Here is a 17168-nt window from a genome sequence, read left to right as displayed (position 1 = left end):
GAATGCTGAAGGACATTAGGAAAACTCTTTTCGATAAGCATATGGGGTTTTGCCTGTAACAGCTTTGAATTGTCTGTTAAAATAGGATAAATTGGCGAATCCGCATTCAAAACAAACTTTAGAAATACTCATGTCTTCTTCCGCCAATAAGTGCATAGCGTGGGTTACGCGAGTGTGGTTTACAAATTGCGATAAAGTTTTATTTGTACGGCGTTTAAAATACCGGCAAAAAGCGGATTCATTCATAAAAGCCAGCGAAGAGGCTTTTTGAGTAGTAATCTGCCCTTTAAAGTTCTTTAGTACATATTGGTAAACCTCATCCAGCTTATTCTCTTTCTTATTAGTAGTAATTGAATTCTCAAATAATTCGGAACTAATTATGGTTAATTCTTCTTTTTTTAATGATGAAACTATCTCCATTATGCGTAATAAGATGATAAGCCCTTTTAGTCCTACGTTTTTTGGTGCATCAAGAAGAAGTTTTTTTAATTGAAGGCTGGGTTTGATCACCTTTATACCTAAATATGCCGTTTTTAATAGTGCTTTAACATCGAAAAATTCTGGCTTTAAATAAAATTCTCCGCCTAAAAAATTCTCGCCAAACTGAATGACGATAGAATGAGCTATTTCTCCGGATTTTACAAATGTCTTGTCATTAATGAAATAATGCGGAAAACCAATTCCAAACAAGTATAAATCACCTTCAGTAAAATCCAATATACTGTCACCACCATAAAACTTGCCACGTCCTTTAACTATATAGGTAAATTCATACCCTTGATGAAAATGAAATGGGGCCGCAAACTGTGAAGCAATTTCTTCCTTAACTACAAAACTGGAATTTTCCAGATTTTTCAGATCTCTTAATACTTTTTTCATCAGGTTGTTCTGACCAGCTTTTACAAATGTAAATATTGTTATTTTTCTTAGTAATATGTAAATAGAGTATTAAAAATAGCAAATTATGTACTTCTTCAACTCCTCATTACTCCTTACTTTTGAATGCCAATTATTTAACAACACCTTCAAAAAATCAAAATCGTATCGACAGATAGCAAAACCATATGCCCTTTTTTTTATATAAAGAAGGCAAATGTTATTTAATTAAGATGATAATCAAAAGAACCAAACTATTACTCCCGGTAATTTTTTCCGTGGCAATTCTAACATCAGCGGCATATCTTGTGCAAAGGGAGTACGCAGACTGGAAAATTTATGGGGGTAGTGGGGACAATATCAAGTATTCGGATCTCAAACAGGTCGATACCACGAACGTTAAACAGCTAAAGGTGGCCTGGGTATACCATTCCGAAAATGAAGACCAGTCTAAATATGGCCCAATAGAAAGTAACCCGATCATCGTTAATAATACCCTGTTTGGGGTGTCGCCACGACTTAAACTTTTCGCCGTCGATGCTGCTACCGGCAAAGAAAAATGGCATTTTGATCCTGCTGATACCAGTGGTAATAAGACATGGGCCAGAAACAGTGTCAATATGAACAGGGGAGTAGCATACTGGGCAGATGGAGATGACAGGCGAATAATTTATACGGTTGGCCCAATAGCCTTCGCCGTTAATGCCGAAACGGGTAAACTTATTCCAGGGTTTGGGGTGAACGGTGGCGTGGATCTAAGAAAGGGGCTCGGCAGGAACCCAAAGGATGTATCTATTTCACCAACTGCGCCAGTGATTATTTATAAGAATCTGTTCATTACCAGCGGTTTGGTTAGTGAAACTACTCCCGGGCATATTCGTGGTTTTGATGTCAGGACAGGAAAGCAAAAGTGGATATTTCATACCATTCCCTACCCGGGAGAAGCCGGATACTCCACCTGGGACGATAAAACAGCCTACAAGCGGATGGGATCCACCAATGCATGGTCAGGATTTAGCCTTGACAGTAAAAGGGGGCTCATATTTGCCGGGGTAGGTAGCCCTACAAATGACTTTTATGGTGGGGATCGATGGGGAAAAGGCTTGTTTGGAAATTGTCTGCTGGCGCTTGACGCAGCCACCGGAAAATTGAAATGGTATTTTCAAACAGTTCATCATGACGTATGGGACATGGATATATCCAGTGCCCCGGTTCTCGTAACTATTCCGAGGGACGGGAAGAAGATCGACGCAGTTGTACAAACAACTAAATCCGGTTTCGTTTTTGTTTTTGACCGTGTAACCGGTAAACCTCTTTTTCCGATAAAAGAAAGACCTGTCCCGACAAACAACGCAGCGTTAGGAGAGAAATTAAATGCGACACAACCCTTTCCCGTTTTACCGAAGCCTTTTGTAAGACAGATCATGACCGAAAAGGATTTGAACACAATAGTTGGTGATTCCTCTTACCAGGATGTAAAAAGGCGTTTTAAAACTTACCGTTCGCAGGGGATTTTTACACCGCCAACGGAAAAAGGAACTATCATTTTACCCGGATATGACGGCGGGGGTGAGTGGGGCGGCCCGGCTGTTGATCCGGAAACAAACATACTCTATGTAAATGCAAACGAAATGGCCTGGGTACTAAATTTGGTCAAAGAAAAATCGGATAATAAAAAATCAATGACCAACCTGCAGGCAGGTGTGGTGCTGTACCACAAAAATTGTATGGGATGCCATGGGCCGGAACGTTTAGGCTCCGGAGATTATCCATCATTGATCGGTGTGGAGAGGAAATATAAATTTGCCCAGTTCAGCGAACTGTTATCTACCGGGCGAAGGATGATGCCCGGATTTGCTCAGCTAAGTAAAGCTGAAAAAACGGCCATCGGCTCATTTGTTTTGAATTTGAAACCCGAACAGGAAAAACCATATACAGGAACCGTGATAAAAAATAATAATAAATCACGGCCTTCATATAGCTTTACCGGCTATAACAAATTCCTTACTAAAGAAGGTTATCCTGCCCTAAGCCCACCCTGGGGTACCATCAGTGCAATTGATCTTAACACCGGAAAATATCATTGGCAGGTACCGTTCGGTGAGTTTGAAGAACTCAAGAAAAAAGGAATTCCAACTACCGGGCGCGAGAACTATGGAGGGCCTGTAGTAACTGCGGGCGGATTGATCTTCATCGGTGCATCAGCGGACGGCAAGTTTAGGGCGATAAATAAGAAAACCGGCAAAACAATATGGGAAACAGAACTTCCCGCTCCGGGTGTTGCTACGCCAGCTGTTTATGAAGCCGGAGGTAAACAATACATTGTAATTGCCTGCGGCGGATCAAAATGGGGTGGCAAATCAAGCGATGCTTATGTTGCCTTTACCTTGCCTGATAAATAAGCATATGGAATGCTGTATTAACTATAATTATTAAATCAAATCCATGAAAAGAAATATCAAATTCATCCCATTTTTATTCCTGTTTGCAGCAGCTATAATGGCTTTCAAATACCAACCGGTTAAAACTGGTAACCCGGGCAATCTATTTTCATCTGCCGGTTTTAAAATGGGCGTTGCATTGTATTCATTTAATCACCATTCGTTTAAAAAGTCGCTGGATATGGCAGATAGCTCTGGTGTAAAATATGTTGAAGGATTCTCTTTTCACAAATTAGGCGGGGGTTTTGGGGACATTACCATGGATGGCCTTGATAAAAAGAGCATCGCTGTAATGAAGAAAATGCTTCGAGAAAAACACCTGGTGATGGCATCCATGTATGCAGGCGGATCTGATAACCTGGAAGGTTGGAAAAAATATTTCGAGCTTGCCCATGAACTTAATCTACAATACCTGGTGTGCGAGCCGGGTAGAAGGCAATGGGACATGATAGATAGCCTGGCAGGGGTTTATCACATAAAAATTGCTATCCATGATCATGTAAAACCAAGTCCCTACTGGCATCCTGATTCTGTTCTTGCTATTGCAAAAGGACATCCGAATATCGGTGCCTGTGCTGATATAGGACATTGGACAAACAGTGGACTTGATCCGGTTAAGTGCCTTAAGATTTTAGATGGTCATATTGTAGGTATGCACCTAAAAGACGTTGATCAGGCGCATAACGATGTAATTCCCGGCAATGGAATAATTGACTTTGCAGGTATTGTGAAAGAGTTAAAGCGCCAACATTTCAATGGAATAATAGAGGTGGAATGTGAACATAATATGGATAACAACGTGAAGGATGTAAAAGCCGCTGTCGATTATGTCAATCAGATAGCCACCAGATAAACAACACAAAGGGGAACAGTTATACAACACTATAGCCGTTGGTAAACATATTTTGTCTGGAATTAATGCTAAAAATTAGCCAAGCTCACAACATAGATGATGAATTTAATAAACAAAAATGTCTTTAGTTTTCTTTTTGCCCTGTGCGCAATGATTTCCTCCGCTTGCTGGGGCCAGGACAGAAATTTAACATTATGGTATGATAAACCTGCAAGCCAATGGGAGGAAACGTTGCCCTTGGGGAATGGCCGTTTAGGTATGATGCCTGACGGAGGGGTATTCAACGAAGGCATAGTATTAAATGACATTACGCTCTGGTCAGGATCGCCACAGGATGCCAATAATTATGGAGCCTATAAAAGACTGCCGGAAGTAAGGCGATTAATTTTAGCAGGGAAAAATGATGAGGCGCAGGCCATTATCAATAAAGATTTTATTTGCAGGGGAGCGGGTTCAGGGAATGGTGAAGGTGCGAATACCCCATTCGGGAGTTATCAAATATTGGCTAATCTGCACCTGAAGTTCCAATACTCCGGGAAGGACAGCTCCAGTCTGAAAGTTCAAAACTATAAACGTAGCCTGTCTCTTGAAAATGCGGTTGCCACTTCCAGCTACCAGATAAACGGGATTACGTACACACGGGAGTATTTTACCAGTTTTGGTGATGATGTTGATGTTATACATATCGTGGCTGATAAACCAGGGCAATTAAACTTTCGTGTTTCTATTGACAGGCCTGAGCGTTATATTACAAAAGCGTCCGGTAATCAGCTTGAAATTTCAGGCCGGTTAAAAGATGGCAAAGGAGGCGATGGTATGGCATATGCCGGGCTGGTAAGCGCCACCTTAAAAGACGGCCGCCTTATTATGGATAAGAATGAATTAGCAATTGAGAATGCAACGGAGGTTTTTTTGTATGTGAGCGCGAAAACAAACTGGCATGCCCCCAATTATAAGGAGCAACTTGAGCAAATACTGTTCACAGCCAAATCAAAAAGGTATGATAGGCAATTGCAGCAACACATTACTAATTATAGGAAATTATTTAGCCGCGTAAATATAACCCTTGGTGCTGGTGCGAAAACCGATGTGCCAACCGACCAACGCCTGCTGGCCTTTCAAAAAGACCCCAAAGCTGACCCTGGGCTGGCCTCTTTGTTTTTTCAATTTGGCAGATATTTATTGATCAGCAGTATCCGGGTTGGTCTCCTGCCTCCTAATTTGCAGGGGTTATGGGCCAATCAGGGGCAAACGCCCTGGAACAGCGACTACCATTTGGATCTTAATATCCAGATGTGCCACTGGCCCGTGGAGGTAGCCAATTTACCGGAACTGGACTTGCCGTTAACAGAATATGTACGTGGTTTAATAAAAAACGGTGAAAGGTCGGCCAAGGCTTATTACAATGCTGAGGGCTGGATCGCGCATGTTTGTGCCAACGTTTGGGGCTTTACCGAACCGGGGGAAAGTGCCAATTGGGGTTTTACCAAAGTTGGGCCGGGGTGGCTCTGCAATAACTTATGGCAGCATTATCAATTTACTGAAGATGAGAAATACCTGAAAAGCATTTACCCGATATTAAAAGGCGCGGCGGAGTTTTATAGTAGTGTCCTTGTACGGGATCCTAAGTCAGGCTGGTTAGTTACCTCCCCATCGTCATCTCCCGAAAATTCTTTTTATCTGCCAAATGGAAAAATGGCCAGTATTTGCATGGGGCCTACCATTGATAATCAAATAGTACGTGAGTTGTTTACAAATACCATTTACGCCGCCGGAAAACTGAAGATAGATGGGGCATTCATGCAGCGCTTGTCTCTGAAATTGAAAAAATTACCACCGCCGGTCCGGGTTGCAAAAGATGGGCGCGTAATGGAGTGGATGGAAGATTATAAGGAAACCGAGCCTAACCACCGCCATATATCTCATTTATACGGACTTTATCCTGCATCTCTGATTACTCCGGAAGCAACACCTTCCTGGGCAGAGGCATCCAAAAAAACACTGGAAGCCCGCGGAGACGATGGCACTGGCTGGTCGTTGGCTTATAAGATGCTTTTTTGGTCAAGGCTGCATGACGGCGACAGGGCATTTCAATTATTTACAACCTTAATGCGAATGACCCTAAAAACGGGAATGAATTATGGTGCCGGAGGCGGGGTTTATCCGAATTTATTAGGCGCCGGCCCGCCGTTTCAAATCGATGGTAATCTTGGTGGAACCGCGGCTATTGCTGAAATGCTGGTGCAAAGCCATGCCGGATTTGTTGATCTGTTGCCCGCGCTGCCTGAAGCCTGGAAAGCACATGGTCAGATTCATGGATTTAAGGCGAGGGGTAACTATACGGTTGATATGGAATGGAATGACGGTAAAGTGACCAGCTACAAGATCGGGTCACGTTTGGGCAATAAGGTCAAGGTAAGAGTAAATGGTAAAATTGAATTAGTCAACGTTACAAAAAATTAAGCTCTTTTAAAATCTCCTGATAAAAATGGTTTTGTCCTTTGATCTTTTTTTACAAAGATCAAAGGACTTCCAATGAGATAGTAAGGCTAACTTTGATTTGCCAATAAGATCGAACTATAAAGAAAGTTGGATTAAAAATTTGAAAGATCTCAAGTGTTACTGCTGGCGGTCGTTTGATGCAATGCCTGATAATCCTTATTAAGCTGTATATGATAATATACTGCTATAATATGTTAAACGGTGGTATTGTTTCTTTTGAGTGAAAAGCTAATTTTGAACAAATAATAAACAATGATAAAATTTGATTGGAAAGGTGTTTTCCCGGCAGTAACAACAAAGTTTACAGCAAACGACGAACTTGATTTTGATGCCTTTGATAAGAATTTAAACGCACAGATGGAAGCTGGTGTAAATGGCTTCGTATTGGGCGGCTCACTGGGAGAAGCCAGCGTTTTAAGTGATGAAGAAAGGTTTGCGTTGCTTGCGCATACAATTAAATTTGTAGACGGGCAAATACCTGTTTTATTGAACATTGCCGAGCAAACCACTAAAGCTGCTATTGCACTTGCCCAAAAAGCGCTTGATTTAGGTGCTGATGGCTTAATGGCCTTGCCGCCAATGCGGTATAATGCCGATACCTATGAAACGCTTACCTATTTCGGCGCGATAGCCAAAAGCACACCTTTGCCTATCATGATATATAACAACCCGGTTGATTATAAAATAGAGGTTACCCTTGATATGTTTGAAGAACTTGCCGCTTATGACAATATACAGGCGGTAAAAGAATCAACCCGTAACGTATCAAACGTTACCCGTATGATAAACCGATTTGGCGACAGGTTTAAGATTATGACCGGGGTTGACCCTTTAGCTATGGAAAGCCTTGTAATGGGCGCGGATGGCTGGATAGCCGGCCTGGTTGATGCCTTCCCTAAGGAAACTGTTGCCATTTACAGGCTGGTAAAAGCTGGCCGCATTGCCGAAGCCTTAGCTATTTACCGCTGGTTTTTGCCTGTTTTAGAGTTGGATATACACCCCAAACTGGTACAATACATTAAACTGGCCGAAGTTGCTACAGGCATTGGTACCGAAACCGTACGTGCGCCGCGTTTAATATTGCAGGGAGCGGAGCGTGCGCAGGTGCAAAAAATTATTGATGATGCATTGGCTGTTCGCCCGGTTTTGCCTGCAGGTAGCTGGGGTAAGTTAAGTGAAGTAACAGCATAACTCAATTAAATGAATACAAAAAATATTGTAGCGTGCAGCTATGTTGATGGCGACGGTAAAAAGTTTACAGGGATAGCGGCAGCTACCGGCAGTAAGCTCGAAGGGGAGTTCAGTACAGCCACTCAACAGGATATCGATAATGCGTTAAATGCGGCAACAGCCGCATTTAACGTTTACAAAAATGCCGGTAATCTTAAAAAGGCGGCTTTTTTAATGGTTATAGCTAACGAGCTTAATGCCATAGGCGAAGTATTGGTAAACCGGGCCATGCAGGAGAGCGGATTGCCGCAAGCCCGTTTACAGGGCGAACTGGGCCGCACAACAGGCCAGTTGAAAATGTTTGCCGATTTGCTGGCAGAAGGTTCATGGGTAGATGCTGTTATTGACAATGCACTGCCAGATCGTAAGCCGTTGCCGCGATTGGATATCCGCAGAATGCTGATCCCTATAGGGCCGGTTGTGGTTTTTGGTGCGAGCAATTTTCCGCTGGCGTTTTCGGTAGCCGGCGGCGATACCGCTTCGGCACTGGCGTCAGGTTGCCCGGTAATAGTAAAGGCACATGCGGCACACCCCGGCACCGGCGCATTAGTGGGCGGGGCCATTGTTAAAGCAGCTAAACAATGCAATATGCCCGATGGCGTGTTCTCGTTATTATATGATGATGGTTATGCCGTTGGCGGGCAATTGGTTAAACATCCCCAAACAAAGGCCGTAACATTTACCGGATCTTATAAGGGGGGTATGGCGCTGATAAAGCTGGCGCAGGAGCGAAAAGAACCTATCCCGGTATTTGCCGAAATGGGCAGCATAAACCCGGTATTATTAATGCCAAAAGCATTGGATAACAGCGCCGAAAGTATTGCCGCAAAATACGCAGGCTCTATTACCTTGGGCGCGGGGCAGTTTTGCACAAACCCGGGCTTGCTCATCGCGGTTAAATCAGCTTCGCTGGATGTGTTTAAAACAGCGCTGAAAAACGCCGTGGAGCAGGTGCCACCGGCAACGATGCTTACTGCCGGCATTTGTGAAAACTATCATGCATCATCAAAAACTATATTGGACGAGGACGGCATTACGCTGCTGGCCGAATCAAAGGTTACAAACGCCGGTCTGGTCAACCAGTCTGCCGCTAAAGTGGTAGAGGTTAGCGCGGCCACATTTCTTAACAACCCCAAATTTCAGGAGGAGATCTTTGGGCCGTATTCATTATTGGTAGTGGCCGATGATGAGGCACAACGCTTAGCCGTTGTAACAGCATTGGAAGGGCAGCTTACGGTAACCCTGATGGCTGCTGAGAACGAACTGAAAGGACATGCCGGGCTTTTATTGGCATTGCAAAATATAACGGGGCGTATTATTCTTAATGGCGTACCTACCGGGGTTGAAGTTTGTGCGGCTATGCAGCATGGTGGCCCGTTCCCGGCTACTAATGACAGCCGTTTTACTTCTGTTGGCACTGCAGCTATTTACCGTTTTGTGAGGCCGTTTGCCTGGCAGGATTGGGACAACGCCCTTTTGCCCGACGAATTGAAAGACGGTAATCCGCTTAACATATGGCGTAAGGTTGATAACAAATGGATAAAGGACTAAATGAGCAATAAAACATTTTTTTGCATAGATGCACATACCTGTGGTAACCCGGTAAGGTTAGTAGCAGGCGGCGGCCCCAACCTGAAGGGGGCCAACATGAGCGAGAAACGCCAGCATTTTTTAAACGAGTACGACTGGATCCGTAAAGGATTGATGTTTGAGCCCCGCGGGCACGATATGATGTCGGGCAGTATCCTGTATCCGCCTCATGACCCTGAGAACGACGTGGCGGTATTATTTATCGAAACAAGCGGCTGCCTGCCCATGTGCGGACATGGTACTATCGGCACTATTACTATCGCCATTGAAGAAGGACTTATCCAGCCAAAAATACCCGGTATAGTACGTATGGAAGCGCCCGCCGGTTTGGTGTTAATTGAGTATAAGCAGGATGGTAAAAAGGTTACATCAGTAAAGTTGCGTAATGTGCCGGCTTACCTGGCAGCAGAAAATCTGCAGGTAGAATGCCCTGATTTGGGTACCCTTACTTTTGATGTAGCCTATGGCGGTAATTATTACGCCATTGTTGATCCGCAACCAAACTTTCCCGGGCTGGAAAACTATACCGCATCGCAACTGATTGCCTGGAGCCAGGTAATTCGTAAACGTATTAACGAGCAGTACACCTTTGTGCATCCGCTGGATCCTACAATCAACACCTGCTCGCATGTGTTATGGGCTGGCGCCACCTTATCAGCAAATGCAACCGCGCGTAACGCCGTTTTTTATGGCGATAAAGCAATTGACCGCTCACCGTGCGGCACGGGTACATCGGCACGTATGGCACAATGGCACGCTAAGGGCAAGTTGAAGCAAGGCGAGCCTTTCATCCACGAAAGTATTATCGGCAGTAAATTCACCGGTAAAGTTGAAGAGGTAGTAAAGCTTGAAAACTTTGACGCCATCATACCAAGCGTTGAGGGCTGGGCCAAGGTTTACGGCTACAATACCATCAGTATAGATCCGGAAGATGATCCTTACGCATATGGTTTCCAGGTAATTTAAAGAACAAAAAATATTGAAAATAGCGTTTTATGGCTAATGTATTAATTATTGGCGGGGGGATCATAGGACTTAGCTCTGCATATTATTTGACAAAGGCCGGATACCGGGTTACCATATTGGAGAAAGGCGATCTTACCGATAACTGCTCGTTTGGCAATGCGGGTATGATAGTGCCAAGCCATTTTGTTCCGTTGGCAGCCCCCGGTATGCTGCATCAGGGCATCAGGTGGATGTTTAACAGCAAAAGCCCCTTCTACGTAAAGCCGTCACTGAACCCTGAACTTATCTCCTGGGGGATGAAATTCATCAAAAATGCCAACGAGAGGCATGTAGAGCGCTCTGCCGAACCATTGCGTGACCTGGCATTATTAAGTAAATCCCTGTATGAAGAGCTGGATAAAGAGCCCGGTTTTGATTTCGAGCTGAAAGAAAAGGGGATCCTGATGTTTTACAAAACCGAAAAAGGTGCCGAGGAAGAAGCCCATTTGGCCGCAAAAGGCCGTGAGCTGGGCCTGGATATGGCCGTTCTTAACCCCGGGGAATGCCGCCAGTTGCAGCCCGGGTTAAAGCTGGATGTGCTGGGAGCGGTGCACTACCGTTGCGATGCGCACTTGTATCCAAATAAATTGATGGCAGACCTGGTTTCCTACTTGCAAAACGCTGGTGTTAAAATTATGCGGAACCACGAGGTAACCCGCATAGAAGTATCGGGCAATAAAATAAAAAGCGTATTAACAGGCAACACTCAATGGGCGGCCGATGAGTATATTATTGCCGGCGGCTCATGGTCGCCGGGGATAGCTAAGCTGGTTGATATTAAAGTGCCATTAATGCCTGGCAAGGGCTATTCTTTTATGGTTGCCGAGCCACAGCAGCGCATGAACATTCCGGCTTTATTGTGTGAGGCACGAGTGGCCATAACCCCCATGGGGGGCAGCATCCGTTACGGCGGTACGATGGAACTGGGTAAAATGAACAACCGCATTAACATGAACCGGGTTAGAGGTATTGTTGAGGCCATTCCGCAATACCTGCCCGATCTGCAGCCGGGCTTGCCGGCAGAAAAAGATATCTGGTTTGGTTTCAGGCCGTCATCGCCGGATGGATTGCCATATATTGGGCGAAACAAAAAATATAGTAACCTGGTGGTGGCAACAGGCCATGGTATGATGGGTTTAGGGCTCGGCCCGGCAACGGGCAAGCTCGTGAGCGAGCTTATCAGTGAAGCGAAACTGTCCATTCCTGTCGATTCTTTCTCTCCCGACAGGTTTTAGCTAATAATTACACTACTAATACAGGGCTGCCGAACAATGTTTCGGCAGCCCTGTATTTTTTACAGTTAGTTTGATTTTTATTTAGCCCAAATCATATTAATATATCAAATACTATCCATATTTTACCCTAATTAGCATTATGTGTTGGTGTTTTAAGTTAATATTGTAAATTGAACATATATTAAATTACCCACACATGAAAGTACTACAGTTTACAATACCGGTAGCACACGATAAAAGTGTGATTGCAGAGCAGGTTAACCTGCCGCATCATTATCCTTACCTGCATCGTCACCAGGAGGCGCAAATCACCTGGATACAGGAAGGGGAGGGTACTTTAATAGCAGGTAACAACATGCATACTTTTGGCCCTGGCGATATATTTTTATTAGGGGCTAACCTGCCGCATTTATTTAAAAGCAACCAGGAATATTATCAGCCCGATAGCAGCCTGAGGGTAAAAGCGATAACCATTTTTTTTAACCCCAGCGGCCTGCTTTCGTCTATGTTTGAGCTGCCCGAAATGAAAGTTTTTAAGATCTTTATTCAGCAACATCAGCAAGGATTTAAGGTGCCGGCAGATTATTCTCATAAAATATCGCAGGTAATGTACTCGGTAAAGAGGGCCAAAGGCTGTGACCAACTGATCGCCTTTTTTAATTTGCTTAAAAATCTGCAAAAGATAAATGTGAAACTCGGCCCCTTGTCTGCCTTTGGCAGCCTGCCGGGCATTACAGAGAATGAGGGGATCAGGATAGGTAATATCTATAATTTTATAATGCAAAACTACAGCGAATCAATCACGCTGGAAGATGTTGCAAAAGTTGCCTGCATGACACCCGAATCATTCTGCAGGTATTTTAAAAAGCATACCGGGCATACATTTATATCATTCCTTAATGAGATACGTATTAACGAGGCCTGTAAAAAGCTTACTGAACATAAGTTTGCAAGTATTTCAACGGTCGCTTATAACTGTGGTTTTAAAAGCATTAATAACTTTAACCGCGTGTTTAAGTATATAATAGGCAGTTCGCCGCGCGAGTATCTCGACAGCTACAATAATAACGTAAGCAACCTTACCAGGGCAGCGAGCTAACACTATCTGAAAATAATCAGTTTCCAATCTTTATAGCCCGGGGCAAGTGCGGGCCATTAGCCTTTTGTTTTTTTATTTATGAGTAAATCCATCCCGGGGCTTTGCCACCATTTTTCTAAAATTGATATTATTTCTCCCAGCTTTATCGGTTTGCTCAGATAATCGTCCATACCGGCATCAATGCATATCTCCCGGTCTTCCGGCATGGCGTTGGCCGTCATGGCTACGATAACCGGCTGCAAAATTTCGTTGTTCTGCCTTATTCGCCTGGTAGCTTCAAGGCCATCCATTTCGGGCATCTGCACGTCCATAAGAATAAGCCGGTAGCTTTTTTGCGCAAGTGATGTCAATACTAACGAACCATCTGCAACCGTATCAGGCTCATAACCCATTTTCGTCAATATGCGCAAAATTAGTTTCTGGTTGATCAGGTTATCCTCTGCGATTAAGATATCCATGGGGTAATCCTTTGCGAAATCTACCGAGAAAAGGCTTTTTTTGGCTTGATCCTGATTTATTATATCCACGTTATTAAACTGGTTCACCATGCTATTGAACAGCCCCTGATATTTTATCGGTTTGGTAACAATGGCGCAAAAAAGAGAGGCGTCTTCTTTTTTCAATTCATTGCCTGTTGCACCCAGCAGGATCATTCTTAAGGACGGATAATTGCGCCGGATGTCCTGTGCCAGTTCAATGCCGTTCATTACCGGCATTTTAAAATCAGTAAGCACAAGGTCAGTCTTGCCGTTGCCGGCAAGGACTTTTAGCGCTTCCTGGCCTGACGCGGCAACCGACACTGTGCCTCCCCATTGCATCAACAGGGCTTTTAAAGCTGACCGGCTGGAAGCGTTATCATCAACGATTAAGAGCTCTTTACCTTTTAAACAAGGCTGGACCTCCGGGGTAGCTTTGTTTTCATAAGCGATTTTCGACCTGATGTTAAAATGAAAGGTTGTTCCTACAGCGGGCTCACTTACTACTTTAATATCTCCTCCCATCAATTCGATAAGCCTTTTGCTGATAGCCAACCCTAGTCCGCTGCCACCGTACTTTTTTGTGGTTCCGGAGTCAACCTGCGAGAAAGCCTTGAACAGCCTGCTTAATTTTTCTTCCTGTATCCCTATGCCGGTATCCCGAACGCTGAACAATAATTCAAGATCCGTATAACTGCCACGAGAGGCTGTTATGTCCACAACTATTTCACCCTCATTGGTAAACTTAACGGCGTTGCCCACCAGGTTAAGCAATACCTGCCTTAACCGCATTTCATCGCCATAAACCTCTGACGGCACATCTGCTGCTATCTGGTAAACCATATCCAGATTTAGTCTGGAGACGCTGCCCGCAAAAACCGTTAATACGCCTTCGACACAGTTTCGTAAATTGAATTTGTGTTCATCGAGCTCCATATTCCCTGATTCGATCTTCGAAAAATCAAGTATGTCGTTAATGACAGACAAAAGCGCGTCTCCGCAATTCTTAATGGTTTCTGTATACTCTTCCTGTTCGGGTGTAAGTGACGTGCTTGACAGCAGGGTGGCCATACCAATCACGCCGTTCATGGGCGTACGGATCTCATGACTCATAGAGGCCAGGAAGAGGCTTTTCGCTTCATTGGCTTTTTCCGCTTCTTCCCGGGCCCGGTGTTCATCAATTGTCATTTTGGCCAGCCGTTCTGTGCGTTCCTGAACCTGCCGCTCCAAAACCAGCTGCCTAAGCTTTATTGCTTTTACCCGGTATCTAAAAATTCCGTAGATTCCCAGACCTGTGCATATAAGGGCAAAAAGTATAAACCACCAGGTGAGCCAAAAGGGCGGTACGATGGTAATTTCAAGTATAGAGCTGACGGGCGACCATTCTCCGGCACTGTTTTGATATTTGAGTTTGAAGCGGTAGTCGCCTGCCGGGAGATTGGTGTAGGATGCGGTATTCCTGCTGCCTACATAATTCCAGTCGGCTTCAAAGCCTTCCAGTATAAACGCGTATTTCATTCTGTCGGCCGATCTGAAGTCCAGGGCGGCATATTCCAGTGAAATAGTTGATTGCTTATAGGATAAACGGATGTCTTTTGTATCTGCTATATCTTGCTTCTGGGCATTCTTATCACCGCTGTTAGCCGCGATACCAAGAGGTTTATTAAAAACGAGAAATGAAGTGACCACCAAAGGCGCAAAAGCACCCGGCCCGGTGATCTGTTCAGGATAAAACGCGTTAAAGCCGTTTATACCTCCGAAAAAAAGTTTGCCGTCCCTGGTTTTAAGTGCCGAATGCGGTTTGAATTCATCTCCCTGCAAGCCGTCTTCTGTCGTATAATTTTTGAATGAACCGGTCGCCGGATCGTACCTGGACAGCCCGCTGTTGGTACTTAACCAGAGCATGCCGTTACTATCTTCTTTTATGGCATAAATGATATCGCTGGCGAGCCCGTCTTTTTTTGTGAAAACGGTGAAGCGTTTAGTGACCGGGTCAAATAAATTTAGCCCGCTTATTGTGCAAAGCCATAATTTACCTTTGCTGTCTAAAAAAATATCAATTACGGTATTGCTGCTCAGACTGGCCTGGTTTTCCTGGTGCCTGTAATGCGTGAAGCGATTGGTCTTCAGATCTAACTGATCAAGTCCGTTATCATTCGTCCCGATCCACAGATTGCCGTTATTGTCCTCACAAAGATCATAGATACTGTTACTGCCGATGCTTTGCGCATCTGCAGCATCGTGTTTAAAATGCTTGAACCGTCCCGTTTGGTGATCGTAAAAGTCCAGGCCGTCGTTAAAAGTGCCCAGCCAGGTATTTTGATCTTTGGTATGCAGGATACAATAAACGTTGTTCCCACCGGGGCCGTCGGTGTTGGCAGGATCTTTTTTCAGATTTTTGAACTGCCCGGTCTTTGGGTCGTATATGCTGATACCATCGCCCCAGGTGCCGATCCATAGTTTGCCTCCGGGGTGCTGGGTGGTGGTCAATACATAATTGCCGGTTATGCCGTTTTTGCCCGCAGGTTGTTGTTTATAGTGAATAAATGAACCGGACGCCGGGTTAAATTTATTGAGCCCGCCTCCGTCGGTACCAATCCAGATGTTTTTGACGTTATCTTCGAAAATGTCCAGAACGAAATTGCTCGATAAACTGGCAGGGGAGGAGTTATGCTGATAAAGTTCAAAATTGGCAGTGGCTTTTTTATACAGATTAATTCCCCCGCCAAACGCGCCCAGCCAAATATTACCTCTCCTGTCCTTATAAATGGCGTTAATAGTTGTACCCCTGATACTGTTATTGTCAATATCATCATGCTGGTAATTGTAAAAATGGCTACCCTTATCTAATATGCTTAAACCGCCATGCTCAGCGCCGATCCAGAGGTTTCCTTTATCATCCTGGTTCAAGCTGTTAATCGTATTCACCGAACTGCTGTTGCCTGACCGGTCTTCATTTTTTAAATGCTTAAAAGAACGTTTCGTTGTATTAAAAACATATACGCCTTCAGACTGGGTACCTAAATACAGGTTTCGGGTCTTATCTTCATAAATGCAAATGATATTATCACCGGAAATGGCTTTCGTTGCCGGGTTGATGTATATGAATTTTGAAAAGGTATTGCTGGCAGGCTGGTAAAGATTTAATCCCCCGGCAGCTGTGCCTACCCAGATACGACCCGCTGAATCTGTGAAAACGGTATGTACATTGTCATTGCTCAGGCTATACCGATCGGCATCCGAATGAATATGATGCTTAAATCGGTTTCTTTTGACATCCAGGCAGTCCAGGCCACCGCCCTGGGTGGCTACCCATAAATTTCCCGCTTTGTCGAAACTGATCCTGTTGATAACGTTGTTTGCCAGGCTAGCCTTGTCATGATCGTTATGCAGATACCTGGTAAAACGGCCGGATGCCCTGTCGAACTTATTTAAACCTTCCTTTGTGGCTATCCAGATGTTGCCAAAACGATCTTCAGCAAGGTCATTAATAACATTGTTACTTAAAGAATTCCTGTTATCCGTGTCAAACCTGTATACAATAAACTTATATCCGTCATACCGGTTCAGGCCATTCCCGGTACCGATCCACATAAAACCGCGGCTATCCTGGATAATACTGCTGACATCGATCTGCGACAGGCCTTCCCTTGTGCCGATGTGTTCAAACTTCAAACTCTGATTCTGAGAGAAACAGGCTATAGGTGCAAGCACACCTATAAGTAAAAGTTGACATCTTAAAAAGTTAATAACAAGCTTGCCTGTAAGCACTTAAAATTTAATTATGGTTTATAAAACTGTGTCAGCCCGGCAGGTTTGGTGATGTTGTATACGTTTTTCAGCGCGGTTAGTTACGTTTAT

10 protein-coding genes are annotated in these 17168 nt (G+C 44.3%); 8 read left to right on the top strand and 2 right to left on the bottom strand.

Annotated features, from left to right (window positions below; all coding sequences use genetic code 11):
* Positions 1 to 15: 15 nt before the first annotated feature.
* On the bottom strand, positions 16 to 879 hold the full coding sequence (locus WC743_RS20500; RefSeq protein ID WP_373015067.1) for an AraC family transcriptional regulator: 864 nt from the start codon (positions 877 to 879) through the stop codon (positions 16 to 18).
* A gap of 230 nt (positions 880 to 1109) precedes the next feature.
* Between WC743_RS20500 and WC743_RS20495 the strand changes: the two genes are divergently transcribed.
* From WC743_RS20495 to WC743_RS20460, 8 genes are all read left to right on the top strand, one after another.
* On the top strand, positions 1110 to 3278 hold the full coding sequence (locus WC743_RS20495) for a PQQ-binding-like beta-propeller repeat protein (protein ID WP_373015065.1): 2169 nt from the start codon (positions 1110 to 1112) through the stop codon (positions 3276 to 3278).
* 43 nt (positions 3279 to 3321) lie between these two features.
* Positions 3322 to 4170, top strand: a complete 849-nt coding sequence (locus WC743_RS20490; RefSeq protein WP_373015063.1) for a sugar phosphate isomerase/epimerase family protein — start codon at positions 3322 to 3324, stop codon at positions 4168 to 4170.
* A gap of 150 nt (positions 4171 to 4320) precedes the next feature.
* Positions 4321 to 6633 (top strand): glycoside hydrolase N-terminal domain-containing protein, encoded by a 2313-nt coding sequence (locus WC743_RS20485; RefSeq protein ID WP_373015061.1) that lies wholly within the window; start codon positions 4321 to 4323, stop codon positions 6631 to 6633.
* A gap of 291 nt (positions 6634 to 6924) precedes the next feature.
* On the top strand, positions 6925 to 7863 hold the full coding sequence (locus WC743_RS20480) for a dihydrodipicolinate synthase family protein (RefSeq protein ID WP_373015059.1): 939 nt from the start codon (positions 6925 to 6927) through the stop codon (positions 7861 to 7863).
* 9 nt (positions 7864 to 7872) lie between these two features.
* The gene (locus tag WC743_RS20475; RefSeq protein ID WP_373015057.1) at positions 7873 to 9453 is read left to right on the top strand and encodes an aldehyde dehydrogenase (NADP(+)); all 1581 of its coding nucleotides are present in this window, start codon (positions 7873 to 7875) and stop codon (positions 9451 to 9453) included.
* Positions 9454 to 10458: a 4-hydroxyproline epimerase gene (locus WC743_RS20470; RefSeq protein ID WP_373015055.1), complete on the top strand. Its 1005-nt coding sequence runs from the start codon at positions 9454 to 9456 to the stop codon at positions 10456 to 10458. It begins immediately after the preceding gene.
* Between the two features lie 29 nt (positions 10459 to 10487).
* Complete coding sequence (locus WC743_RS20465) at positions 10488 to 11732, top strand: NAD(P)/FAD-dependent oxidoreductase (RefSeq protein ID WP_373015053.1); 1245 nt, start codon at positions 10488 to 10490, stop codon at positions 11730 to 11732.
* A 196-nt stretch (positions 11733 to 11928) separates the two neighbouring features.
* Complete coding sequence (locus WC743_RS20460) at positions 11929 to 12831, top strand: AraC family transcriptional regulator (RefSeq protein WP_373015052.1); 903 nt, start codon at positions 11929 to 11931, stop codon at positions 12829 to 12831.
* A 56-nt stretch (positions 12832 to 12887) separates the two neighbouring features.
* Here WC743_RS20460 and WC743_RS20455 read toward each other — a convergent pair whose 3' ends face one another.
* Positions 12888 to 16982 (bottom strand): two-component regulator propeller domain-containing protein, encoded by a 4095-nt coding sequence (locus WC743_RS20455; RefSeq protein ID WP_373015051.1) that lies wholly within the window; start codon positions 16980 to 16982, stop codon positions 12888 to 12890.
* Between the last annotated feature and the right edge of the window lie 186 nt (positions 16983 to 17168).

Source organism: Mucilaginibacter sp., assembly GCF_041660805.1.
Taxonomy (GTDB): domain Bacteria; phylum Bacteroidota; class Bacteroidia; order Sphingobacteriales; family Sphingobacteriaceae; genus Mucilaginibacter.
The sequence above is the reverse complement of the archived record's forward strand: the minus strand, read 5'-3'. Positions and strand labels throughout refer to the sequence as shown.